Source organism: Stenotrophomonas sp. YJH_SMC_16 (genome assembly GCF_059367875.1).
Window position 1 is genome coordinate 177164 of the sequence record NZ_JCAFRH010000003.1, and the last position, 22614, is coordinate 199777.

The 22614-nt window shown below is 66.5% G+C and carries 21 protein-coding genes and 4 tRNA genes; 16 read left to right on the forward strand and 9 right to left on the reverse strand.

Annotation, left to right across the window (positions count from 1 at the left end; all coding sequences use genetic code 11):
- Positions 1 to 10 precede the first annotated feature (10 nt).
- Together folK and pcnB are read right to left on the reverse strand one after the other, a co-directional pair.
- The gene (folK, locus tag AC5P6E_RS08415; protein ID WP_019338321.1) at positions 11 to 496 is read right to left on the reverse strand and encodes a 2-amino-4-hydroxy-6-hydroxymethyldihydropteridine diphosphokinase; all 486 of its coding nucleotides are present in this window, start codon (positions 494 to 496) and stop codon (positions 11 to 13) included.
- Between the two features lie 3 nt (positions 497 to 499).
- Positions 500 to 1873 carry a polynucleotide adenylyltransferase PcnB gene (gene pcnB, locus AC5P6E_RS08420; protein ID WP_495230843.1) on the reverse strand — a complete coding sequence of 458 codons (1374 nt, stop codon included), beginning with the start codon at positions 1871 to 1873 and terminating at the stop codon, positions 500 to 502.
- A 52-nt stretch (positions 1874 to 1925) separates the two neighbouring features.
- On the opposite strand from pcnB, the gene AC5P6E_RS08425 reads away from it, so the two are divergent.
- Positions 1926 to 2000: transfer RNA gene (locus AC5P6E_RS08425), tRNA-Glu, on the forward strand.
- 448 nt (positions 2001 to 2448) lie between these two features.
- Here the strand turns inward: AC5P6E_RS08425 and AC5P6E_RS08430 are convergent.
- Positions 2449 to 3873, reverse strand: a complete 1425-nt coding sequence (locus tag AC5P6E_RS08430; RefSeq protein WP_019338319.1) for a sugar porter family MFS transporter — start codon at positions 3871 to 3873, stop codon at positions 2449 to 2451.
- A gap of 192 nt (positions 3874 to 4065) precedes the next feature.
- On the opposite strand from AC5P6E_RS08430, the gene fdxA reads away from it, so the two are divergent.
- Positions 4066 to 4389: a ferredoxin FdxA gene (gene fdxA / locus AC5P6E_RS08435; protein WP_004153066.1), complete on the forward strand. Its 324-nt coding sequence runs from the start codon at positions 4066 to 4068 to the stop codon at positions 4387 to 4389.
- A 196-nt stretch (positions 4390 to 4585) separates the two neighbouring features.
- On the opposite strand, the gene AC5P6E_RS08440 is transcribed toward fdxA, so the two are convergent.
- Both AC5P6E_RS08440 and dapA read right to left on the reverse strand, forming a co-directional pair.
- On the reverse strand, positions 4586 to 5101 hold the full coding sequence (locus AC5P6E_RS08440) for a hypothetical protein (protein ID WP_010484296.1): 516 nt from the start codon (positions 5099 to 5101) through the stop codon (positions 4586 to 4588).
- A gap of 32 nt (positions 5102 to 5133) precedes the next feature.
- Positions 5134 to 6027 carry a 4-hydroxy-tetrahydrodipicolinate synthase gene (gene dapA / locus AC5P6E_RS08445; protein ID WP_019338318.1) on the reverse strand — a complete coding sequence of 298 codons (894 nt, stop codon included), beginning with the start codon at positions 6025 to 6027 and terminating at the stop codon, positions 5134 to 5136.
- A gap of 164 nt (positions 6028 to 6191) precedes the next feature.
- Between dapA and AC5P6E_RS08450 the strand changes: the two genes are divergently transcribed.
- The 10 genes from AC5P6E_RS08450 (at position 6192) to AC5P6E_RS08495 (ending at position 12102) form a co-directional block, all read left to right on the forward strand.
- Positions 6192 to 6752 (forward strand): glycine cleavage system transcriptional repressor, encoded by a 561-nt coding sequence (locus tag AC5P6E_RS08450; RefSeq protein ID WP_005409051.1) that lies wholly within the window; start codon positions 6192 to 6194, stop codon positions 6750 to 6752.
- Between the two features lie 92 nt (positions 6753 to 6844).
- A complete protein-coding gene (locus tag AC5P6E_RS08455; protein ID WP_010484289.1) occupies positions 6845 to 7324 on the forward strand; it encodes a peroxiredoxin in 480 nt (159 codons plus the stop codon).
- 84 nt (positions 7325 to 7408) lie between these two features.
- Positions 7409 to 8809: a PhoH family protein gene (locus AC5P6E_RS08460; protein WP_010484287.1), complete on the forward strand. Its 1401-nt coding sequence runs from the start codon at positions 7409 to 7411 to the stop codon at positions 8807 to 8809.
- On the forward strand, positions 8806 to 9312 hold the full coding sequence (locus AC5P6E_RS08465) for a hypothetical protein (protein WP_019338317.1): 507 nt from the start codon (positions 8806 to 8808) through the stop codon (positions 9310 to 9312). Before AC5P6E_RS08460 ends, AC5P6E_RS08465 begins: the two co-directional genes overlap by 4 nt.
- 12 nt (positions 9313 to 9324) lie before the next feature.
- Complete coding sequence (locus tag AC5P6E_RS08470) at positions 9325 to 9993, forward strand: YoaK family protein (RefSeq protein ID WP_010484284.1); 669 nt, start codon at positions 9325 to 9327, stop codon at positions 9991 to 9993.
- Positions 9994 to 10058: 65 nt separating this feature from the next.
- Positions 10059 to 10868 (forward strand): bifunctional hydroxymethylpyrimidine kinase/phosphomethylpyrimidine kinase, encoded by an 810-nt coding sequence (thiD, locus tag AC5P6E_RS08475; protein WP_019338316.1) that lies wholly within the window; start codon positions 10059 to 10061, stop codon positions 10866 to 10868.
- Positions 10865 to 11791 carry an alpha/beta fold hydrolase gene (locus tag AC5P6E_RS08480; RefSeq protein WP_029550837.1) on the forward strand — a complete coding sequence of 309 codons (927 nt, stop codon included), beginning with the start codon at positions 10865 to 10867 and terminating at the stop codon, positions 11789 to 11791. Before thiD ends, AC5P6E_RS08480 begins: the two co-directional genes overlap by 4 nt.
- Positions 11782 to 11858 (forward strand) — tRNA-Arg (locus tag AC5P6E_RS08485). Before AC5P6E_RS08480 ends, AC5P6E_RS08485 begins: the two co-directional genes overlap by 10 nt.
- A gap of 58 nt (positions 11859 to 11916) precedes the next feature.
- Positions 11917 to 11993 (forward strand) — tRNA-Arg (locus AC5P6E_RS08490).
- A gap of 32 nt (positions 11994 to 12025) precedes the next feature.
- Positions 12026 to 12102: transfer RNA gene (locus AC5P6E_RS08495), tRNA-Arg, on the forward strand.
- Positions 12103 to 12652: 550 nt separating this feature from the next.
- Here the strand turns inward: AC5P6E_RS08495 and AC5P6E_RS08500 are convergent.
- A complete protein-coding gene (locus AC5P6E_RS08500) occupies positions 12653 to 13573 on the reverse strand; it encodes a LysR family transcriptional regulator (protein WP_043402395.1) in 921 nt (306 codons plus the stop codon).
- A 140-nt stretch (positions 13574 to 13713) separates the two neighbouring features.
- On the opposite strand from AC5P6E_RS08500, the gene AC5P6E_RS08505 reads away from it, so the two are divergent.
- On the forward strand, positions 13714 to 14415 hold the full coding sequence (locus AC5P6E_RS08505) for a pirin family protein (protein ID WP_053442818.1): 702 nt from the start codon (positions 13714 to 13716) through the stop codon (positions 14413 to 14415).
- A gap of 113 nt (positions 14416 to 14528) precedes the next feature.
- Here AC5P6E_RS08505 and AC5P6E_RS08510 read toward each other — a convergent pair whose 3' ends face one another.
- Both AC5P6E_RS08510 and AC5P6E_RS08515 read right to left on the reverse strand, forming a co-directional pair.
- Positions 14529 to 16727, reverse strand: coding sequence for a TonB-dependent siderophore receptor (locus AC5P6E_RS08510; RefSeq protein WP_197654871.1), 2199 nt, complete (start codon positions 16725 to 16727; stop codon positions 14529 to 14531).
- A 132-nt stretch (positions 16728 to 16859) separates the two neighbouring features.
- Positions 16860 to 17555 carry an alpha/beta fold hydrolase gene (locus AC5P6E_RS08515; RefSeq protein ID WP_099559268.1) on the reverse strand — a complete coding sequence of 232 codons (696 nt, stop codon included), beginning with the start codon at positions 17553 to 17555 and terminating at the stop codon, positions 16860 to 16862.
- A gap of 184 nt (positions 17556 to 17739) precedes the next feature.
- On the opposite strand from AC5P6E_RS08515, the gene AC5P6E_RS08520 reads away from it, so the two are divergent.
- The gene (locus tag AC5P6E_RS08520) at positions 17740 to 18879 is read left to right on the forward strand and encodes an MFS transporter (RefSeq protein WP_010484275.1); all 1140 of its coding nucleotides are present in this window, start codon (positions 17740 to 17742) and stop codon (positions 18877 to 18879) included.
- Between the two features lie 81 nt (positions 18880 to 18960).
- Here the strand turns inward: AC5P6E_RS08520 and AC5P6E_RS08525 are convergent, their stop codons facing one another.
- Positions 18961 to 20079, reverse strand: a complete 1119-nt coding sequence (locus tag AC5P6E_RS08525; protein ID WP_019338298.1) for an alpha/beta hydrolase — start codon at positions 20077 to 20079, stop codon at positions 18961 to 18963.
- A 183-nt stretch (positions 20080 to 20262) separates the two neighbouring features.
- Here AC5P6E_RS08525 and AC5P6E_RS08530 point away from each other — a divergent pair, with 183 nt between their 5' ends.
- Entirely contained in the window at positions 20263 to 21609 is a 1347-nt protein-coding gene (locus tag AC5P6E_RS08530) for a c-type cytochrome (protein WP_495230844.1), read from the forward strand.
- Positions 21606 to 22532 (forward strand): c-type cytochrome, encoded by a 927-nt coding sequence (locus tag AC5P6E_RS08535; RefSeq protein ID WP_495230845.1) that lies wholly within the window; start codon positions 21606 to 21608, stop codon positions 22530 to 22532. The genes AC5P6E_RS08530 and AC5P6E_RS08535 overlap by 4 nt, the downstream gene beginning before the upstream one ends.
- Positions 22533 to 22614: the final 82 nt, after the last annotated feature.

The window sequence follows — 22614 nt, forward strand, 5'->3', positions numbered from 1 at the left end:
CCGGGCATTATCACCCTATCGGCGCGATCCCGCAGGCATCCACCCGCATCACTGCATCCTGCACGCGGCCATGGCCGGGAATGGCCAGATCCGGCGCGATTTCGGCCAGCGGCACCAGCACGAAGGCACGCTCGTGCATGTAGGGATGCGGTACCTGCAGGCCGGGATGGTCGAGCACCTGCGCGCCATACAGCAGCAGGTCCAGGTCCAGCGCGCGCGGCCCCCAGTGCACCGCCGGATCGCGCACGCGGCCAAAGCCCCGCTCCAGCGCCAGCATCGCCTGCAGCAGCTCATCGGCCGGCAATGTGGTTTCGACCGAGGCCACCGCGTTGACGAACGGCGGCTGGTCTTCATTGCCCCACGCCGGCGTGGCGTACAGCCTCGAGGCCTGTCGCAGGCGCGTTCCTGGTAGGCCGTCCAGCGCGGCAATCGCCGCGCCCACGGTCGCGGCCGCGTCGCCAAGGTTGGCGCCGAGGCCGATCCAGGCCAAGGTCATCGCTTACTCGCCCGCCGCAGCAGCACCGGGACGTCGACGCCGACGGCGGCGCTTGCGCGGTGCCCCGCTCTCGTCATCGCCGTCTTCACTGTGCATCGCATCCAGCGACGACTCCAGCTCGCGACCGGACTGCGCCTGTGCTTCGCGCCAGAACTCGACATCCACTGCATGCTCGGACGAAGCGACCTGGCGCAGGCTGAGGAAATCGAACGCGGCGCGGAAGCGCGGGTGGGTCAGGGTACGGAACACGCGCTTGCGCTGGCGCGAACTGAAGCGCGACTGCAGCAGCCAGATTTCCTGCATCGGCAGCGAAAAGCGGCGCGGCAATGCGATGGTGCTCAGCTGCTGCACGGTCACACGGTCGGCAGCACGGCGCTGTGCCTCCTCCGGTGCCACGCCCTGCTTGAGCAGGGTCGCCTGCGCGCGGCAGAACGCCGGCCACAGCAGCAGCGCGAACAGGAACGCCGCCGAGACCGGCTCGTCGTTGGCCACGCGCGCATCGGTGTTGGCCAGGCCCTCGACCAGCATGCGGCGCAGCGCACCGGTGCGGTTGGACTTCAATGCCTTGGCGCTTTCCGGGAACAGCACGTCGAGCAGGCCGTAACGCTCAAGGCCTTCGAAGCTGGCCACGCCGTGCCCGGACAGGAACAGCTTGAGCACCTCCTCGAACAGGCGTGCCGGTGCGGCTTCGTTGAGCAGGCCAGCCAGGTGCGGGATCGGCGCGGCGGTGCCCTCTTCGATCTGGAAGCCGAGCTTGGCCGCCAGGCGCACCGCACGCAGCATGCGCACCGGGTCTTCGCGATAACGCTGCTCGGGGTCGCCGATCAGTTTCATCAGGCGCGCCTGGACGTCTTCGAAGCCGCCGGTGTAATCACGCACCGAGAAGTCCTCGATGGCGTAGTACAGGGCGTTGCAGGTGAAGTCGCGGCGGATGGCGTCGTCTTCGATGGTGCCGTACACGTTGTCGCGCACGAGCATGCCGTTTTCCATCTCGCGGTCGCCGCTGCCGTCATCGCTGTTGGCACGGAAGGTGGCGACTTCGATGATCTCGCGGCCGAACACGACGTGGGCGAGGCGGAACCGACGACCGATCAGGCGGCAGTTGCGGAACAGCTGCTTGACCTGTTCGGGCGTGGCATCGGTGGCCACGTCGAAATCCTTGGGTTGGCCATTGACCAGCAGGTCGCGCACCGCGCCGCCGACAAGGTAGGCGCCGAAGCCGGCATCGCGCAGGCGATAAAGCACGCGCAGGGCGTTCGGGCTGATGTCCTTGCGGGAGATCGTGTGCTGGTCGCGCGGGATGACGCGCAGGCTGAACGGTGATGTAGCAGAGGAAATGATGTTGGCGCTTCCGGTTGAAGTTTCGGGATTGCCCAATGGCATCGAGGTGCATATACTAGCGCTCCTGCCTCGGCAGCGACACAGTTACGCTCCCTTCGTCTAGTGGTTAGGACGTGGCCCTCTCAAGGCTAAAACAGGGGTTCGAGTCCCCTAGGGAGCGCCAGTCGCCGCAGCAGGAACCGAAAAAGCCCGCCTTGTGCGGGCTTTTCTGTTTTCCGGGATTGCAGTGATTGCGGTCGGGTTGGTCGCTTTGGCGCCTGCCTGCAATCGGCTTGAGCCGGTGGGGTCACCCAGGGCAGGACACGCCGTGAACCCATCCATGGGGGCTCGATGGCGCCATCCTTGGCGCCAACGGTCCTGCCCTGGGTGACCCCACCGACTCTGGACGGTTTCCCGCGAGCTGCGGCAACAACCGACCAGCACTTCGCCGCATCCGCACGCACCATGAAACTGTCAGGAGGGGGCGGGCCGCCCTCTCCAGGACCGTTGGCGCCATGGATGGCGCCATCGAGCACCATGGATGGGCTTTTGCGCGTCCTGGAGAGGGCGGCCTGCCCCCTCACACTCTGGACAGGCAGGCGCCAACGGAATGCAACCGAAGCCAGTCGCCGTCAGCCTTCCATCTGCTCCAGCTCCTTGCCCTTGGTCTCGCGCACGTAGCGGACCACGAAGAAGATCGAGAGGATGGCCGCCACCGTATAGATGCCGTAGGCGCCGGCCAGGCCGATGCCGGCCAGCAGCATCGGGAAGGTCACGGTGATCGCGAAGTTCGAGGTCCATTGCGCGGCGCCCGCCACCGCCAGCGCCGGACCACGGATCTGATTGGGGAACATCTCGCCCAGCATCACCCACATCACCGGGCCCCAGGACATGTTGAAGAACACCACGTAGACGTTGGCTGCCACCAGCGCCAGTCGGCCCATGCCGTCGGACAACTGCAGGCGACCGTCGGCCAGGCTGCCACTGGCGAAGGCAACCACCATCAGCACCAGCGCCACCGACATGCCGACCGAACCGATCCACAGCAGCGGCTTGCGCCCGATGCGGTCGATCAACAGCACCGTCAGCAGACAGGCGCCGATGCTCAGCGCGCCGGACAGCACGTTGATCAGCAGCGCATCGCTTTCCGAGAAGCCCACCGCCTGCCACAGCACCGCGCCGTAGTAGAACACCACGTTGATGCCGACCAGCTGCTGGAACATGGCCAGGCCGATGCCCACCCAGAGGATCGGGCGCAGCTTGCCGCTGACCGTGTCGCGCAGGTCGGCAAAGCGCGGCTTGTGCTGGTCCTGCGCCAGGCTGGCTTTGATCTCGGCCTGCTTGGCCGCCGCAGCGGCCTCGCCGTACAGCCGCGACAGTACCGCCCTCGCCTGCTGCTGACGCCCCTTCACGACCAGAAAGCGCGGACTTTCCGGAATCACCAGCAACAACAGCAGGAACAGCCCCGACGGCAGCGCTTGCATCCAGAACATCCAGCGCCAGGCCTCATGGCCCAGCCATAGCGGCTCGGTCGACGCCCCAGCGGCACGGGCCAGCAGGTAATTGCTGAGGAAGGCGGCGAACAGGCCGCAGATGATCGCCATCTGCTGCACCGTGGCCAAACGCCCGCGATAGCGCGCCGAAGCCACCTCGGCAATGTAGGCCGGCGACATCACACTGGCCGCGCCCACCGCGAAGCCGCCGAGCACGCGTGCGGCAATGAACAACCAGGAGGCGTGTGCGGCACCGGCACCCAGCGCCGAAACCAGGAACATCAGCGCCGAGGCGATCAGCACGCCACGACGGCCCAGGCGATCTCCCAGCCAGCCGGCCAGGAAGGCACCGATCGCGCAGCCCAGCAGCATCGAGGCGACCTCGAAACCGAGCGCCGCCTCACTGGAGTTGAAAGCCTGGCGCAGGCCATCGACCGTGCCATTGATGACACCACTGTCGAAGCCGAACAGGAATCCACCCAGGGTGGCCACGCAGCTGATCAGGACGATGAATGCAGTGTTCTCACCGCCATGGGAGGCGATGTTGGGCTGGGCTGGGGACATGGACGATCCTGCTGGGAAGGGGTCCGGCCATCCGACGCAGCCGGCTGACCCGCAGCGTCGCACAGGCCTCGCCCTGCCGCCAATGACCGCCACGGCCGCGCCTGCCAGACGCCCGATTTCCGCCCCGCACCGACACCGGGGGCCAACCTGTTCTAGAATTGGCGGGTTCAGGAATCGATCCACCCCCAGCCCATGCCCTTTGTCGTCACCGAAAACTGCATCAAGTGCAAACACACCGATTGCGTGGAAGTGTGCCCCGTGGATTGCTTCCACGAAGGCCCCAACTTCCTGGTGATCGACCCGGATGAGTGCATCGACTGCACCCTCTGCGAACCGGAATGCCCGGTCAACGCGATCTTCCCGGAGGACGATGTTCCTGCCGGCCAGGAAAGTTTCGTGGCCCTCAACGCCGAGCTGGCGAAGGAGTGGCCGGTGCTGACCGTGCGCAAGGACCCGCCCGCCGATGCTGGCGAATGGGACGGCAAGCCGGACAAGCTGAAGCTGCTGGAGCGCTGAGAAGCGCCCACGGCGGCAACGAAAAGGGCGCCCACGGGCGCCCTTTTCTGTTTTCCGCTAAACGCCAACCGCAAGATCCGGTATGCCAACCTTGCGATCCGGTAGGTGCCAACCTTGGTTGGCACAGAAGCGCCGACCAAGGTCGGCCTCCACCAGAGCGGGTGCGGACCAAGGCCCGCCCCCACCCGACCAGCCCTTACTGCGCCAGCTTCGCCTTCAGCGCAGCGATCAGCTTCACCGGCGCTTCGGCGGTGGCCGGCAGGCCACGCGGGTCGACCGCGGAGATGTAGGCGCCAGCATCGACGGCGACCACGCGGACCAGGAAGTTGCTGCCTTCGTAGGCCACGTCATACGAGCCCAGCAGCTGCGCGCGGCTGGCAATAGTCACACCTTCCACGCCTTCCAGCGCGGTGCCGACCTTGGCGAAAGCCTCGTCCTTGCCACCGGCGATGGTGAAACCGGTGTTGCCCACGGCCGGGGCCGCAGCCGCAGGCGCGGCCGGCTTGGTCGCCGATGCCAGCGTCGGCACCTTGTTGTCACCGGTGGTGGTCGGCAGGTTCAGGTCCGGCGGCACTTCCAGCGGACGCATTTCCGGGGCCAGGGCGTAGTCGCCCTTGACGCCACGCTTGAAGCAGCCGGTGGTACCGGCGGCGACAGCCACGGCAAGCAGGGCGTAGGACAACACGCGGACGGTGGAAACGGATTGACGCATGTGAATCTCCTGGGTCAGACCAAGACGGAAGGTCAGTGGCTGGAAAGGGCTTCGAGGGCGGCGATGTCGCCGGCAAGATGGTCGGCGGCCGGATGATGCGCTGCCGACAGCGGCAGCAGCGGCAGGCGCAGGTCGTGACCGATGCCGATGCGGCGCAGCAGCGCCTTGACCGGGATCGGGTTGGGTTCGGCGCCACAGAAATCATGGAACGGCTGCAGGCGCGCATCCCAGGACTCGGTAGCTTCGTGGTCGTGCGCGGCGGCCAGCTCGCACATCCGGCGATAGGCGCCCGGCAGAACGTTGGAACCGACCGAGATCAGGCCATCGATGCCGGCCCGGATCGAACGCGCGGCGGTACCGTCGTCGCCACTGAGCACCGCGAACTTCGGGCTGCGCAGGGCCAGCAGCGCCTGCACCCGGCCGGTGTCACCCACCGCTTCCTTGATGCCAACGATATTGGGATGGCTGGCCAGCTCGGCCACGGTCTCCGGCTGCATGTCGCAGCCGGTACGGCCGGGCACGTTGTACAGCACGACCGGCAGCCCGCCCTGGTCGGCCACCGCGCGGTAGTGCGCGATCAGGCCGGCCTGGGTCGGCCGCACGTAAGGCGGGGTGACCACCAGCGCATGGCTGGCGCCGAGCGCGGCGGCACGGCGGGTCTGTTCGATGGTCTTGGCGGTGCCCGAAAGGCCGGTACCGGCCATGACCGGGATGCGGCCGCCGATGCGCTCGACCGCGCTGGCCAGCAGCAGGTCGTACTCGGCATCGGTGAGGGTTGCCGCTTCACCGGTCGAGCCGGCTACGACAACGCCATGGACGCCACCTTCCAGTTGCAGGTGCAGCAGGCGCTGCCAACCGTCGGGATCGAGGGCGCCGTCGGCCCGGAACGGGGTCGCCAGCGCGGTGATGAGGCCGGAAAGGGACAAGGACGTGCTGCTCTTGGCTGGGAAGGGAAAACGCCCGCCATGAAAGGCCGGGGGCGACTTGAATGTTACTTGCGGCGCGAAAGCACGGGCAAGTATGCTGGACACCGGTGGATCCCCGCCTCTGGCGGGCATTCAGACTAACGCATGCATTACCCGGAATCGCCTTGACCGACACCACCCCGCGCCCCGCGCCGAGCGAAAACCACCTCCTGATCAACGCCTATACGACGCATCCGGAGTCCCCCCTGCTGTCCGTCACCCGCCGCATCGCCGACAGCGGCTGCAATCTGGTGGACGCACGCCTGGCCACGGTCGGCCGCGATGTCTCGGTCACCGCCCTGGCCACCGGCTCGTGGGACTCGGTGGCCAAGCTGGAAGCGATGCTGACCCGGCTCGAGCGCGAGGAAGGCCTGAAGCTGGTCTGGTACCGCACCGCCGCCAAGCAGGCGCAGTCCAACCTGCTGCCGTACATCGTCGAGGTGATCGCCGCCGACAAGCCGGGCATCCTGTTCCAGCTGGCCGATTTCTTCGACCGCCAGGGCATCACCATCGAGAACCTGCAGAGCACGCGCTACCGCGCCATGCAGACCGGTGCGGAAATGTTCAGCGCGCAGGTCACCATCGGCGTGCCGGCCAACATGCACATCGCCGCGCTGCGCGACGATTTCCTCGAGTTCTGCGACCACCTGAACCTGGACGCGATCATGGACCCGATGAAATTCTGATCGGAAGTGCGGATTTTTCGCGCGCCTCTCACGGGCGCGTGGCGTTTCATGCAATTGTCGTAGAAAGAACCCAGGCTCGACAGAAGGACCTCATGAACAACGGCGATACCCTGGACAGCACCACCCTCTCCCTGCCGCTGGCGCTGTCCGGTGGCGAACAGGCCACTCTCGGCGACTACGCCGGCCACTGGCTGGTGCTGTACTTCTATCCCAAGGACAGCACCCCCGGCTGCACCACCGAAGGCATCGACTTCAACGCGCTGCTGCCGAAGTTCAGGAAGGCAGGCGCGGTGGTACTCGGTGTCTCGCGCGACTCGGTGAAGTCGCACGACAACTTCTGTGCCAAGCAGGGCTTCAACTTTCCGCTGGTCAGCGATGGCGACGAAGCGCTGTGCAGCGCCTTCGACGTGATCAAGATGAAGAACATGTACGGCAAGCAGGTACGTGGCATCGAACGCAGCACCTTCCTGATTTCCCCCGACAGCCGCATCGTGCAGTCCTGGCGCAAGGTCAAGGTTGCCGGCCATGCCGATGCCGTTCTCGCCGAACTGAAGGCCTCCCAGTCCAAGTGAGTCCCACTGCCTACTGTGTCTGCCATCACCCTGCCCCGCAGCAGGCCGTGGTGGTTTTTCCCTGTCCGTAACCAGGAATCGACGATGACCCGAGGCAAGCGCATCTACGTGCTGGATACCAACGTGCTGATGCACGATCCCACCGCGCTGTTCAAATTCGAGGAGCACGACGTCTACCTGCCCATGCAGGTGATCGAAGAGCTGGACAACGGCAAGAAGGGCACCTCCGAGGCAAGCCGCAATGCCCGCCAGGTGAGCCGCTTCCTCAACGAGCTGGTGCAGGAATCCGGCCTGGACAACCTGGCCGACGGCATTCCGCTGCAGCGCCCCAACGGCCTGCAGCTGCGCGGCAAGCAGAGCGCCGGCAAGCTGCGCTTCCAGACCAGTCATTTCGACGCGGGCAAGAGCTTTGGCAAGGTCATTCCCGACAATGCCATCCTCGGCGCGATCCTGGCCCTGAAGGAAGAGACGCCGGATCTGCCGGTGGTGTTCGTTTCCAAGGACATCAACCTGCGGATCAAGGCCGCCATCGCCGGCATCGTGTCCGAGGACTACGAGAACGACCGCGCGCTGGACGATTTCAGCCTGCTTTACACCGGCGCCACCGAGCTGCCGGAAGACTTCTGGAAGCGCCACGGCGACGACCTGCGCAGCTGGAGCGACAAGGGCCGTACCCATTACGAAATCCTCGCGCAGGACGGCGAGGAATGGTACCCGAACCAGTACGTCTACCTGCCCGGCGAAGACGAGGTCGAACTGCGCGTCAGCCGCGTGGTCGGCGATGGCAAGGTGGTGCTGTCGCTGGTCGATGATTTCCGCCACGGCAGCCACGCCGTGTGGGGCATCAGTGCGCGCAACCGCGAGCAGAATTTCGCACTGAACGCACTGATGGACCCGGAGATCGACTTCGTCACCCTGCTGGGTACCGCCGGTACCGGCAAGACCCTGCTGGCGCTGGCCGCCGGCCTGGCCCAGACCATGGACCAGCAGCGCTACCGCGAGATCATCATGACCCGCGCCACGGTCAGCGTCGGCGAGGACATCGGCTTCCTGCCCGGCACCGAAGAAGAAAAGATGACGCCGTGGATGGGCGCGCTGACCGACAACCTGGAAGTGCTCACGCACAACCAGGAAGGCGGCACCTGGGGCCGCCAGGCCACCAACGACCTGCTGGCCAGCCGCATCAAGATCCGCTCGATGAACTTCATGCGCGGCCGCACCTTCCTGTCGCGCTACCTGATCCTGGACGAGGCGCAGAACCTCACCCCGAAGCAGATGAAGACGCTGATCACCCGTGCCGGCCCCGGCACCAAGATCGTCTGCCTGGGCAACGTCGAGCAGATCGACACCCCGTACCTGACCGAAACCACTTCGGGCCTGACCTACGCGGTGGATCGCTTCAAGAACTGGCCGCATAGTGCACACATCACCTTGCGCCGTGGCGAGCGTTCGCGCCTGGCCGATTACGCTTCGGAGGTGTTGTGAACCGCGGCACCCGCCTGCTGCTGCCCGCGGCTGCGATCACGCTCGCAGCCGTGCTCGGCGCCTGCACCACCACGCGCGGCCCGGCCAGCGTGCCGACCGCCGAACGTACCGGCCAGTCCTGGGTGGTCACCCGCCCGATCATCGCCGCGCAGGTGCTCGACACCTGCTCGCGACCCAGCCCCGGCCGCGAGGCCGGGCGGGTCAGCGGCTACTGGGCGCCCAGCCGACAGCAGGTCGACCAGCTGGAAGCGCGGCTGTCATCGCTGGAGGCACAGGTACCGAAGGTGCTGGACTTCGACCGCCAGTACGTCGGCATCGAAAGCGCCGGCAAGCGGCTGATCTATATCAACGCCTTCCACCTGCCCGACGACAGCGGCATCAATCCGGCACGGGAAGCGATCCGCGTCTGTGACGGCGGCACGCAGTTCTGGGGCGCGGTGTTCGACCCGGCCAACAACACCTTCAGCGAGCTGCAGTTCAACGGCGGCTTCGGCGGGCCCTGAGGGGCCCCGCCGATGGGAATTCGCCTGCCCACCTGGGTCTGGATCGGCGCGGTCGCGCTGTCGTGCGTGGCCGGCATGGTGAATGTCGTCGGCTTCCTCGGTTTCGAACACCAGGCCGTCAGCCACATGACCGGCAGCACCAGCCAGTTGGGCATGGCGCTGGCCCAGGGTGACTGGCGCGCGGTCGGCCACCTGTGGGGACTGCTGATCGCGTTCTCGCTGGGCGCGATGCTCAGCGGCCTGTTGATCCAGGACAGCACCCTGCAGCTGGGCCGTCGCTACGGCGTGGCCCTGGCACTGGAATCGGCGCTGCTGCTGGTGGCCATTCCGCTGTTCGAACAGCACCAGATCTGGGGCGCACTGGCCGCCGCCATGGCCTGCGGCCTGCAGAACGCGATGGCCACCACCTTCAGTGGCGCGGTGGTACGCACCACCCACCTCAGCGGCATGTTCACCGACCTCGGCATCGGCCTGGGCCACCTGCTGCGTGGGCTGCCGCTGCAGGTACGACGCCTGACCCTCAGCGGCCTGATCATCAGCGGCTTCCTCGCCGGCGGCATCATCGGCGCCTGGCTGTTCATGCGCTGGCAGTACGACGCCCTGCTCGCCCCCGCCCTGCTGACCGGCCTGACCGGGCTGGGCTATGTGCTGTACCAGCAGTGGGCGCGCTGGCGGCATTGAGGTGAAGCGCATCCACGCATGGCGTGGGTCTACCTTCCCCTGCGGGACCACGGCACAATCGTTGGATGAGCCCGACCACCCCCGTTTCCGCCCTCACCATCGCCGGCTCCGACTCCGGTGGCGGCGCTGGCATCCCCGCCGATCTCAAGGCCTTCGCCGCGCACCGCGTGCATGGTCTGGCCGTGTTCGCCGCACTGACCGCACAGAACACCCGTGGCGTCACCGCCGTGCATGTGCCACCGATCGCATTCCTGCAGGCGCAGATCGAAGCCTGCTTCGATGACTTCGATATCCATGCGGTGAAACTCGGCATGCTGGCCAACGCCGAGGTGATCCATGCCGTTGCCGACGCACTGGAAAAGCACCGCCCGCCACACGTGGTTCTGGACCCGGTGATGGTCGCCACCAGCGGCGCGCGCCTGCTGGAGGAAAGTGCGCTCAAGGCCATGCGTGAGCGCCTGCTGCCGCTGGCGACGCTGGTTACGCCGAATACGCCGGAAGCGGAACTCCTGATCGGCCGGAAGATCGGTAACGGCGATGACGCCGAACAGGCTGCCTCCACCCTGCTCGACCTCGGTGCCGGCGCCGTGCTGCTGAAGGGCGGCCACCTGCATGAGGGCAATCGCGTGATCGATCGCTACTTCGACGGCGTCAGCAGCGAAGAATTCATCCACGCCCGCCTGCCGCTGGACGCACACGGCACCGGCTGCACGCTGGCCTCGGCCATCGCCGCGCAGCTGTGCAACGGCCTGAGCTTGGCCAATGCCTGCGAAGCCGGGATCGACTACGTTGCACGCGGCCTGCAGCAGGGCTATGCCCCCGGCCGCAGCGAGGTGCTGGTGCTCGATCACTTCGGCGCGGCACCGCACGCATGAACCTGACGCCGACCCTCCATGCGGTGCAGTGCAACGACGGCCATCGCTACGAAGTGATCGCCTGCGTGCCTGCACAGCCCGTCGCGCGCCTGCTGTGGCTTCCGGCACTGGGCGTGGCCGCGCGCCACTACCTGCCACTGGCATTGGCGCTGGCGGCGAAGGGCGTGGCGGTCTACCTGCACGAGTGGCGCGGCAACGGCAGCAGCTCACTGCGCCCGTCGCGCACGCAGGACTGGGGCTATCGCGAGGTACTCGAACAGGATCTGCCAACCAGCCAGGCGGTCCTGGCCACAGCGGATGACGACGCCGGCGCCCTGCCCTGGATCATCGGTGGACACAGTCTCGGTGGGCAGCTGGCCTGCGTGCACGCAGGCCGTAATCCGCAGCACTTCAACCGGCTATGGCTGGCCGCCAGCGGCTCACCGTTCTGGCGTGGTTTTCCGCCACCACGCGGCTGGCTGCTGCCACTGGTCTACCGCTTCCTGCCATGGATCGCGCAACGCCAGGGCGTCTTGCATGGCCGTCGCCTTGGCTTCGGCGGCGCGGAGGCGCGCGGGTTGATTGCCGACTGGGCGCGCGTGGGCCTGAACAACCACTACGCCGCGACCGGCATGGACGAAGACCTCGATGCGCAGATGGCGCGCGTGCATGGCAGCGCACAGGCCGTGCTGATGGAGCACGATTGGTTGGCGCCCACCGGATCGATGCAGACGCTGCTGGCGAAGCTGCCGAATGTGGACGCGCAGCTGCGCGTGCTGTCCGCGCAGGAACTGGGCACGCGCGCCGATCATTTCGCGTGGCTGAAGGCGCCGGACGCCGTGGCTGACAGCTTTTTCATTCAGTTGGATGAAAATTTTCACAAAACTGTTGACGGTTCGCGCCGACATCCGCATAATTCCGCTCCTGTCGCAGGGCGCCCGTAGCTCAGTTGGATAGAGTACCTGGCTACGAACCAGGCGGTCGGGAGTTCGAATCTCTCCGGGCGCACCACTCGACAGGTTTTCAGCATCCGCCGCTGGAAATGTTTTAAAATTTGATTGTGTACCGCGCGCCCGTAGCTCAGTTGGATAGAGTACCTGGCTACGAACCAGGCGGTCGGGAGTTCGAATCTCTCCGGGCGCACCATACACAGTCAGCACAACAAGTTTATGTAATTGGCGCCCGTAGCTCAGTTGGATAGAGTACCTGGCTACGAACCAGGCGGTCGGGAGTTCGAATCTCTCCGGGCGCACCATTACACCGAAACAGCAGGCCTCGGCCTGCTGTTTTTTTATGTGTGTTTTTCGGCAGGGCTGCGCCCTGCACCTGCAGATGCTTCAAGCCAAGGCAACGGCAACAGCAACAGCAACAGCTGGTGTTCCGTGGGTTGGCGGGGCGGTATGGACAGGCAGGACACGCCGTAAACCCATCCATGGGGGCTCGATGGCGGCATCCATGCCGCCAACGGTCCTGCCTGCCCATGCCGCCCCACCTCTGACAGATTTCCGCGATCTGATGGATCCACGCCATTCGTGGATGAATCTCCATCGAGTTCGAATGTTTCGATATCCGTCAGATCGGCTCTACAGAAGTGCGGACAGTTCACGGAAAACTATCGAAGGCGGGGTGGGTCCGGTTGCGGGGGCGTGAGCCGCATGGATGCGGCGACCGAGCTTACATGGACGTACTTGCAGCGCCCCCCCGCAACCGGAGCCACCTCGCCATCCCTCAGGAAACCAGCTTTTGCTTCGGCTTTGGCTGTGGCTGTTGCTTCGGCGGGTGCAGGGCGCAGCCCTGCCAAACCCCTACCCCCTGGCCATTGCCTGCCACCACTGCGACAGCAGCTCCGGCCTGCGCAGGCGCTCGCGCCACCAGCGCAATGCAGCGCCATCCTCACCGGTGCGCCAGGCCAGCCAGAAGGTTTCTTCCGGCTTGTGTTCCTCCACCTCACGGATCACCAGCTGGCCGCGCGCGACCGCGGCGCGCGCGCACGGCTCGGGCAGGAAGCCGAAGCCCACGCCTTCGCACTGCAGTTTCAGCTTGCTGGCCATGTCAGGCACCGTCAGCATCTCCTGCCCCATCAACAGGCCGACCGTGCGTGGCAACAGCCGGCGCGCCGAATCGGAGACGGCGATCGCGCAGTGCTCGACCAGCTGCTCGCGCCCGAGCACGCCCGGTACTGCAGCCAATGGATGTTCGGGTGCGACCGCGAACACGAACTCCACCGTGCCCAGCGGCTCGACCACGTAACCACCGCCACTGGGGCCCTCGCCCGGTGCACCGACCAGCAGGTCGGCGCGGCGGTCCAGCAGGGCCTCCCAGGTGCCGGACAGCGCCTCGCCGATCAGCCGCAACCGGGTTGGCGCCTCCGCCTCACGAAACGCGGCGATGTCCGGTCCAAGCAGCCAGGTCGGGAACACTGAATCCACCGCCAGCGTCAGCTCGGTCTCCCAGCCCGACGCCACCCGGCGCACCCGCAGTTCCAGCTCGCGGGCCGCGCGCAACAGGTGACGGCCCTCGTCCAGCAGGGCGCGGCCAGCGTCGGTCGGCTCGGCGCGTGGGCCAACCCGGTCGAACAGCTGCACGCCCAGATCCTCCTCCAGCTTGGCCACGGTGTAGGAGATGGTCGAGGGCACCTTGTGCAGGGCCTTGCCGGCGCCGGCAAAGGAGCCACGGCGGTCGATGGCATCCAGGATCTGCAGGGCATCGAGGCTGAGCTTGAGCATTCGAATTTTTCGATGATGGCTGTCAAAACTATCCGTTTTTCAAACCCAGGGCGCAAGCGGATACTTCTCTCCAACCGGGAAACACAGCGGCTGCCAGCCCACCCCGCCCCATCGAAACCATCGAACAAGGAGATTCCATCATGCTGCAGATCCGCAAGAGCGCTACCCGTGGCCTGGCCGAGCATGGCTGGCTGTCCTCGCGCCATACCTTCTCCTTCGCCAACTACTACGACCCACGCTACGTCAGCTTCGGCCCGCTGCGGGTGATCAACGAAGACAAGGTGACCGGCGGCCAGGGCTTCGGCACCCACGGCCACAGCAACATGGAAATCATCTCCTACGTGCTGGGCGGTGCGCTGGAACACAAGGACTCGATGGGCACCGGTTCGGTGCTGCGCTATGGCGACGTGCAGCGCATGAGCGCCGGCAGCGGCGTCACCCACAGCGAATTCAACCACTCGGCCGACGAAACCGTGCACTTCCTGCAGATCTGGATCTTCCCGGACACCGAGAACATCACGCCGTCCTACGAGGAGACCCACTTCGCGCCGGAGACCAAGCGCGGCCAGCTGCGCCTGATCGCCTCGCCGGACGGTGCCGACGGTTCGCTGCGCATCCACCAGGATGCCCGCATCTTCGCCACCATCCTCGATGGCGGCCAGAAGCTGCACCATGCGCTCGGCAACGGCCGTGGCGCCTATGTGCAGGTGGCGCGTGGCCAGCTGCAGGTCAATGGCATCACCCTGGAAGCCGGCGATGCACTGCAGGTCAGCGACGAAGCCCAATTGACGCTGGAAAACGGCAACGATGCCGAAGTGCTGGTGTTCGACCTGCCGCTGTAACGACAACGCCCGCGATGCCATCCAGCATCGCGGGCGTACTTGTAGAGGCGAGCCCACGCTCGGCTGGTTGTCAAACCGCAGCCGAGCGTGGGCTCGGCTCTACAAAACCCGTGTCAGAACCTGTAGTTCAAGGTCAGCCGCACATTGCGCGGCTCACCCCAGGTGTAGGTGCTGTACCAGTTGAAGATCGTGTAGTACCGCTTGTCGAGCAGGTTGTTGACGTTGACCGTGGCCGACAGGCGATCGTTGAACTGGTAGCGCGCCATCGCATCAAGCAGCCAGTACGGCTGGGTGCGATGCACGACCTGCGCGCTGGTGGCCGGGTTGGTGATCTCGCCAAACGTGGAATCCTGCCAGCGCGCGCCACCGCCCAGCGTGAGCCCCTGCCAGGCACCGCGCAGGCGGTAGCTGGTGTGCAGGCTGAACTGGTTCTCCGGTTCCAGCGTGGTCACCTTGGTTCCCGCCTGGCGGGCGATCTTGTGGGAGAACCCACCCTGCACCTGCCAGCCCTCGGCCAGCTGACCCGACATTTCAAGCTCATAGCCCTTGGTACGCACGCCCATCAACGCGCGGTAGGCATCCTGGCCATCCGGCGTCTTGCCGCCGGTGGGCTGGGCGAAGTTGTCCTGATCAAGCTGGAAAAGCGCCGCGCTGGCATTGAGGCGTCCATCGAAGAACTCGGCCTTCAGCCCCATCTCGTAGCTGCGGCCTTCCAGCGGATCCAGTGCCTTGCCCTGCTCGTCACGCTGGCCCTGCGGCTTGAAGATGGTGCTGTAGCTGGCATACACCGAATAGTGCTCGCCGAGGTCGTAGACCACGCCGGCATATGGCACATAGACGCCGGTCTCGCGCGTGTCCGGCGAACGGTAGCTGGCCAGACGGCTGCCGACGATCAGCTTCAACGGATCGGCCACGTCGAAGCGGCCGACCACGTACAGGCCGTTCTCGCGGGTCACTTCATTGTTCTCGTAGCTGCGCTGCCATTGCGGCTCGGCAATGTCGCCATTCCAGCTGCGGTAGTCCGGCACCGTATCCGGGAACCCCGCCTGCGGGCCGTAGCCGGTATTGGTCCAGCGCTTGCGCGAGGCACTGCCGCCAACCACCAGCTCATGCTCACGCCCGAACAGGCCGAAATGCCCGCTCACGTAGAAGTCGGCGGCATTACTGACGGTCTTGCCAACGTACTTGCCGAGCCACAGGCTGACGCCCTCGCCGGTCAACGGATCGGGATTGCCGGCGGCGGCACCGGCCAGTGCGGCGTCATAGCCGTTGACCTGGTGGTTGAGCTGCAGCTTGGCGATCCAATCGTTGGCGAACGTGTGCTCCAACGTAGCGAAACCGGTACGCACGTACTGGCGCCAGCCGGCCCATTGCGCACCATTGTTGAACGAGCGCGGCATGCGGTTGAAGTTGCCGGCGCTGTCCAGCAGCGGAATGCCGCCCCATGTCGAGCCCTTCGGGTCGCTGTCCATCACGTCGCCACCGACCGACAGCAGCGTGCGTTCGCCCAGATCGGCTTCCAGCACGGCATAGCCGACCTTGCTGGTGCGCTGGTAGTTGTCCAGGTTGGAGTGCTTGTCTTCCCAGGCCCCCACTGCTCGGCCACGCACGCGGCCATCGGCAGTCAGCGGACCACCGACATCGAGCTCGGCGCGGTAGTCATCCCAGCGGCCGACACCCAGTGAGGCACTGCCGGCGAAGTCCTCGCCCGGCTTCTTGCGCACCAGGTTGATGGTCGCGCCCGGATCACCCATGCCGGTCAGCAGGCCGGTGGCGCCCTTGAGCACTTCGATGCGGTCATAGATCGCAGTATCGCTGAGCGTGTTGCCCGCCGAGTAGGCCGAGTCACGCGACATCGGAATACCGTCGTACTGGAAGTTCTGCACCGCGAAGCCACGCGCGTAGTACTCGGTGCGCTCGCTGTCGTAGGTGACGATGCTGATGCCGGGGGTCACCCGCATCACGTCATCGATGCCGTGCAGGCCGAAGTCATCCATCTGTGCGCGGGTGATCACGCTGATGGTCTGTGGCGTCTGTCGCGGCGTCAGCACCAGGCGGGTGGCGGTGGCGATGGTGCCGGGCGTGTAGGCGCCGCTGCCCTCGGTGATGGTACCGAGCAGGTTGGCGGTGACCTGCACGGTCTGCAGGGTCTGCGAGGCGGGTGCCGGTTTGGCCTTGTCCTCGTCCTGGGTGGACTGGGCAGCAGCGGTGCCGCTGCTCAGTGCAAGCAGTAGCAGGCCTTGAGCCAGTGCATGCGGCAGCGGCAGGCGACGCGGAAACAAGCGCGGAAAACGGACAGGCACAGACAGCACGGCGGGACCTCCACGATAGGGTGGGATCCTCTGGCGGCGGCTGGAGGGAAGAGAGGGACGCGGCCGGATGGCCGCAGGCGCAGGAGTGTACTCCCCTGCGCCCCGGCTGTCGTGCGGTGTGCTGGTGCGGGATCAGGCGCCGATGGCGGCGCAGGCCTCCAGGATCAGCGCGGTCACTTCCTTCGGCTGCGAGGCCAGTGAGGCATGGCTGGCATCAAGCTCCAGCAGGCGCTTGGGCTGCATTCTTGCGGCCATGGCTTTCTGGTTTTCCGGCGCGATCATGCGGTCGTGGCGGGACAGCTGGTACCAGCTCGGCCGGTGCTTCCACGCCGGATCGCTGACCGTGTCGCCGAAAGTGCTGGCCAGCGGCGCCTTCTGGGTCACCGCCATCACCCGGCCCTCGTCGGCACTCAGGTCCTGGCAGAAGCTCTCATGGAACTTGTCCGCACGCAGCCAGAGGTAGCCATCGCTGTCCGGTGCCAGATTCGGCGCCGCCTCCGGCAGGTGCTGCTGGGTGATGCCACCCGGGCTCTCGCCGGCATCAGGCGCGAAGGCAGCGATGTAGACCAGGCCCTTCACGTTGGGCTCGTTACCGGCATGGCTGATCACCGCACCGCCGTAGGAGTGGCCGACCAGCAGCACCGGACCGTCGATCTGCCGGATCATTTTCTGGGTGCGTCCTGCGTCGTCGGCCAGCGACGTGAGCGGCAATTCCACCGCCTGCACCCGGTCGTGGCCGTTGCGATGCAGTTCCAGGATCACCTTGGCCCAGTGTGCCGCCCCGCCCCAGAATCCATGGACGAGGAGGATGGTCGGTGTCGTGCTCATGTACGGATCTCCGGCAGCGGCCGGCGGGGTGCCGACCGTGCAGCCACTGTCCGTGGGCGACGTTAATCGCTGGTGACGCGATCGGGTCACTGCAATCGTATGCGTCGCCCGATGTCACGCATGGCACTTGCCGATCCGGCCTGAAAACGATTTCATGAACGTCCCCTGGAGCTTCGCATCGCGCATGACGCCTTCATCCCCACGTGCCCAGCAGCACGCCACCCGTGCCGCCTTCTTCATTCCCGGATTCGCCACCGCCGCGTGGGCGCCGATGGTGCCCTACGCCAAGGCCAAGGCCGGGCTGTCCGACGCCAGCCTTGGCGCCGTGCTGCTGTGCCTCGGGCTAGGCTCGCTGCTGGCGATGCCGTTGGCGGGCGCGCTGACCGGGCGGCTGGGTTGCCGACGGGTGATGGTGATCACCTGCGCGATGATGCTGTGCGCCCTGCCCTTGCTGGTGCTGGCGCCCTCGCCGGTGGCGCTTGGCGCGGCCCTGTTCGTGTTCGGCGCCGGCGTCGGTGCACTGGATTGTGCGATGAACATGCAGGCGGTCGCGGTCGAGCGCGACGCCGGGCGCGCAATGATGTCCGGCTTCCACGCCTTCTACAGCATCGGTGGCTTCGTCGGCGCCGGCTGCATGACCGGCCTGCTGATCCTGGGTACACCGCTGTGGCTGGCCGCGCTGGTGTCGGTGGCGGCACTGCTGCTGGTTGCGGTGCTGTCGGCGCCGCACTGGCGACCGCAACGGATCCTGCACGAAGGCCCACTGCTGGCGCTGCCGCACGGCGTGGTGCTGTTCATCGGCGTGCTGGCCTTCGTGGTGTTCCTCGCCGAGGGCTCGATGCTGGACTGGAGCGCGGTGTTCCTGGCCGAAGTGCGGCAGGTGCCGCGTGACCAGGCCGGCGCCGGCTTCGCGCTGTTCACGCTGGCGATGACCGCGATGCGCCTGTTCGGCGACGGCATCGTCGAGCGCCTCGGCCGCACCCGCACCCTGGTCTTCGGCGGCATCACCGCCGCAGCCGGGTTCACGTTGGCCACGCTGGTACCGTCGTTCCCGGTGGCGTTGGCGGGCTATGTGCTGGTCGGGCTGGGCTGCGCCAATATCGTGCCGGCACTGTTCTCGATGGCCGGCCAGCAACGGGTGATGCCGGAGAGCATCGCCATCACTGCGGTGACCACGCTGGGTTACGCCGGCATCCTCGCCGGCCCGGCAGCGATCGGTGCACTGGCACACGGCACCAGCCTCGGATTCGCCTTCCTGTGCGTGGCCGCGCTGCTGCTGGGCGTAGCCGCATCCGCGCGAGCACTGGCACGACGGGTGGCCTGACAGAAAAAGGGGACGGAGGGGATCAAGTCGTTTCCTGCCTTGGTGTGCGGGAAACGACTTGATCCCCTCCGTCCCCTTTTCTCAGCTACGCGTCAGCCACTCGGCCTGGGCCGGCAGTTGCGGTGCCGGGCAGGCGCTCTTCGGGTGATGCTCGTCGCGCGCCATCCAGTCGTCGACCACGCCAGCCAGCAGGTCCAGCCGCAGCGGCAGGGTGATGTGGTCCTCGCCGCGCATCTCGATGTAGTGCGCGCGTGGGTTGGCCAGGGCCAACTCGCGGCCCTGGCTGACCGGAATGTGCTGGTCGCCCTGCCCGTGCAGCAACAGCACGCAGGCGCGGGTATCGGCCAGCGCACGCGCTACATCCACGCGGTCCAGATCGACGTCGATGCGGCGGCTGGCGGCGGCGATTACCTGGTTGATGTCCTGGCCGCCGTAGCGCCAGCGCGCGTACGACGCCACCGCCTGCGCCTTCAGGCCTTCCGGCTGCAGTCCCATCAGGTGCGGGATCATCGTGCGGATCGCTACACCGGCATTGGCGAACGATTCCATCGCCACCACGCCTTCCACCTGGTCGCCGAGCTTGTCGGCGGTGAATACCGCTGTGGCGGCGCCATAGGACACGCCGAACAGGTACAGCGGGCCGGTTACTTCACCACGTGCGCGCAGCTCGCCGATTACATCCACCACATCGTCGGATTCATAGGTGCCATAGCCCGACGGCCCAGTACCGGACTGTCCATGGTTGCGCAGGTCGAGCGTGACCACGCGGTAGCCGGATTCGGCCAGCTGCAACGACCACGGCAGCATCGAATCACCATTCATCATCCAGCCGTGCAGCAGCACCACGGTGCCGCGCGGTGCCTGCGCGCGGAACGGTCGCGGTACTGCCAGGCTCAAGCCGGTATCCAGCGGCAGGCCGTTCTCGTGGCGCTGCGGCAGGTAGTGGTAACGCGCGCCGTAATCGCCAGGATCGAACACACGCCAGAAGATCGGCACGCCATCGCGGCCCGGCGCGAAGCCGTGGCGATTGGGCAGTTCGGCAATGGCTGCGGCAATGCGCGGACGATCGAGCAGGGTCGATACGCCACCCGGCGCGATCAGCCGATCGGCGAGCGAGGTGGACGAGGCATTGATCGAGGGCGAGCATGCAGCCAGCCACAGGCCGGCGCACGCCAGCAACAACAGCAGCAGGCGCTTCATGGGCAATCGGGGAAAAGGTGCGACAGCGTGGCAGGTTAGCGACGCGCGCGTGGGCCATCTATCGCGCGTGGATGACGGCTTGATGACAACGCAGGAACGATTCAGCTTGGTGTAAAAGCTGTATCCGTTCAGTCATTGATCCGGATCAATGAACGCGCGCGCGGGATTCCCCACAGTGCCGCCATGCGCACCTCGTTCAAGCTCGCCATTGCCCTGGCCGCCACGCTGGCCGCCGCCTACGGCATCGCCCGCACCACGCCCTACTGGTTCGCACCGCGACAGACGGCGCAGGTCGACATCCACGATCCGGCGCTGATCACGCAGGGACAGTACCTGTCGCGCGCGGCCGACTGCGCGGCCTGCCACACCGCGCCCGGCGGCAAGCCGTTCGCCGGTGGCCTCGGCATGCAGACGCCGATGGGCACGATCTACTCGACCAACATCACGCCCGATCCGGACACCGGCATTGGCGCCTACGACTACGCCGACTTCGAGCGCGCGGTACGTCGCGGCATCCGTCACGATGGGCAGCCGTTGTATCCGGCAATGCCGTACGCCTCGTACGTGATCGCCAGCGATGCCGAAATCAAGGCGCTGTACGCCTACTTCATGGGCTCGGTGCAACCGGTGAAGCAGGACAACGCCGACAGCACGATCCCGTGGCCGGCCAACATGCGCTGGCCACTGGCCTGGTGGCAGCTGCTGTTCGCACGCCCGCGCAGCTTCAGCCCGGATCCGTCGCTGGATGCCGGCCAGCAGCGTGGTGCCGAACTGGTGGAAGGCCTGGCCCATTGCGGTGCCTGCCACACGCCACGCGGCCTGGCGTTCCAGGAAAAGGCGTTGGCCGACGATGGCAGCCGCCAGTTCCTGTCCGGTTCGGTGCTGGAAGGCTGGTACGCGAAGAACCTGCGCAACGAATCGACCGGCCTGGCCAGCTGGAGCGAGGGCGAGATCGTCGACTTCCTGCGCACCGGTCGCACCGATCGATCGGCGGCCTTCGGTGGCATGGCCGATGTGGTCGAGCACAGCACGCAGTACCTGTCCGACGCCGACCTGCTGGCCATGGCCCGCTACCTGAAACAGCTGCCGGCGCGTGAGGGCCGCAGTGCGCAGTGGTCCCCCGGTACCGACACCACCACCGCCGCACTGCGCAGCGGCGACTACCGTGTTGCCGGTTCGCTGGCCTATGCGGAGCACTGCCAGGCCTGCCACCGTGCCGACGGGCGCGGCATGCCCCGCGTCTATCCGGCGCTGGCCGGCAACTCGATCGTGTTCGCCGATGACCCCAGTTCGCTGGTGCAGGTGACCTTGATCGGCGGCCGCACGCCGCATACCCCGCATGACCGCATGGCCTTCACCATGCCCGGCTTCGAGCAGCTGCCGAACGCGCAGCTGGCACAGATCCTGACCTTCATCCGCAGCAGCTGGGGCAACCAGGCCGGCGCGGTGACCGAGGTCGACGTGGCGCGGATGCGCCGGGTGGTGCGCGACAAGCCGGTGCACTACGTTCCGCAGGAGGCCGCACGATGAAGCGTTCGCGCAGACGTTCCCGCCTGCTGATCGGCAGCGCGATCACCATGGCGCTGCTGGCCGGTGCTGGCACCCTTGCCTATCGCCACCTGTACCCGGACCTGGATGCCACCGTGGCCAGCACGATCGATATCCTCGATGCGCAGGGCAAGGTGGTCGGCCACTACCACGCGCCCAGCGCCGAAGAGATCGCCGGGCTGGGCAATGCCGAATCGGTGATGCTCGGTCGCCGCCTCCTCAACGAAACCGCGCGGCTGCTGCCGGACAACGTCGGCAACGATCTGAACTGCAATTCGTGCCACATGGCCGAAGGCAAGCGACCGTTCGGCAACCACTACTTCAACACCGGCGGTGGTGCCTATCCGCGTTACATGCCGCGACCGGGCAAGGTGATAGGGCTGGCCGAGCGCATCAATGGCTGCCTGCAGCGTTCGATGAACGGCAAGCCGCTGCCGAAGGACGCGCCGCAGATGCGCGCGATGCTCGACTACATGGCGTGGCTGAGCAGTCCTGTACCAGACGGTGCAAAGGTCGCCGCCCCAAGCGAAGGACCGATCGACAGCACGCTGACCCCGGACCCGAACCGCGGCCAGGCGCTGTACGCCGTGCAGTGCGCAGCGTGTCACGGCGACAACGGCGAAGGACGGCGCGACGCCAGCGGTGACATCGCCTTCCCGCCACTATGGGGCGACCACAGCTTCAACATCGGCGCCGGCATGGCGCGCTTGTACAAGGCCGCCGGCTTCGTCAAGCACAACATGCCGCCGGCGGTGACCCGCGAGCCGCCACTGGGACAGCAGGTGATGCCCGACCAGGACGCGGTGGACATCGCCGGCTATTTCATCAACCAGCCGCGGCCGGACTTCGCCAACAAGGGCAAGGACTGGCCGCGCGACCCGAAACCCAAGGACGCGCGGTACTGAAGCAGGCAGCAGGTGCCGGCCGTCACACAACACGGTTCCTGCATCTCTACGTCATGTCGATGTCATTGGTGCTGCCGACACT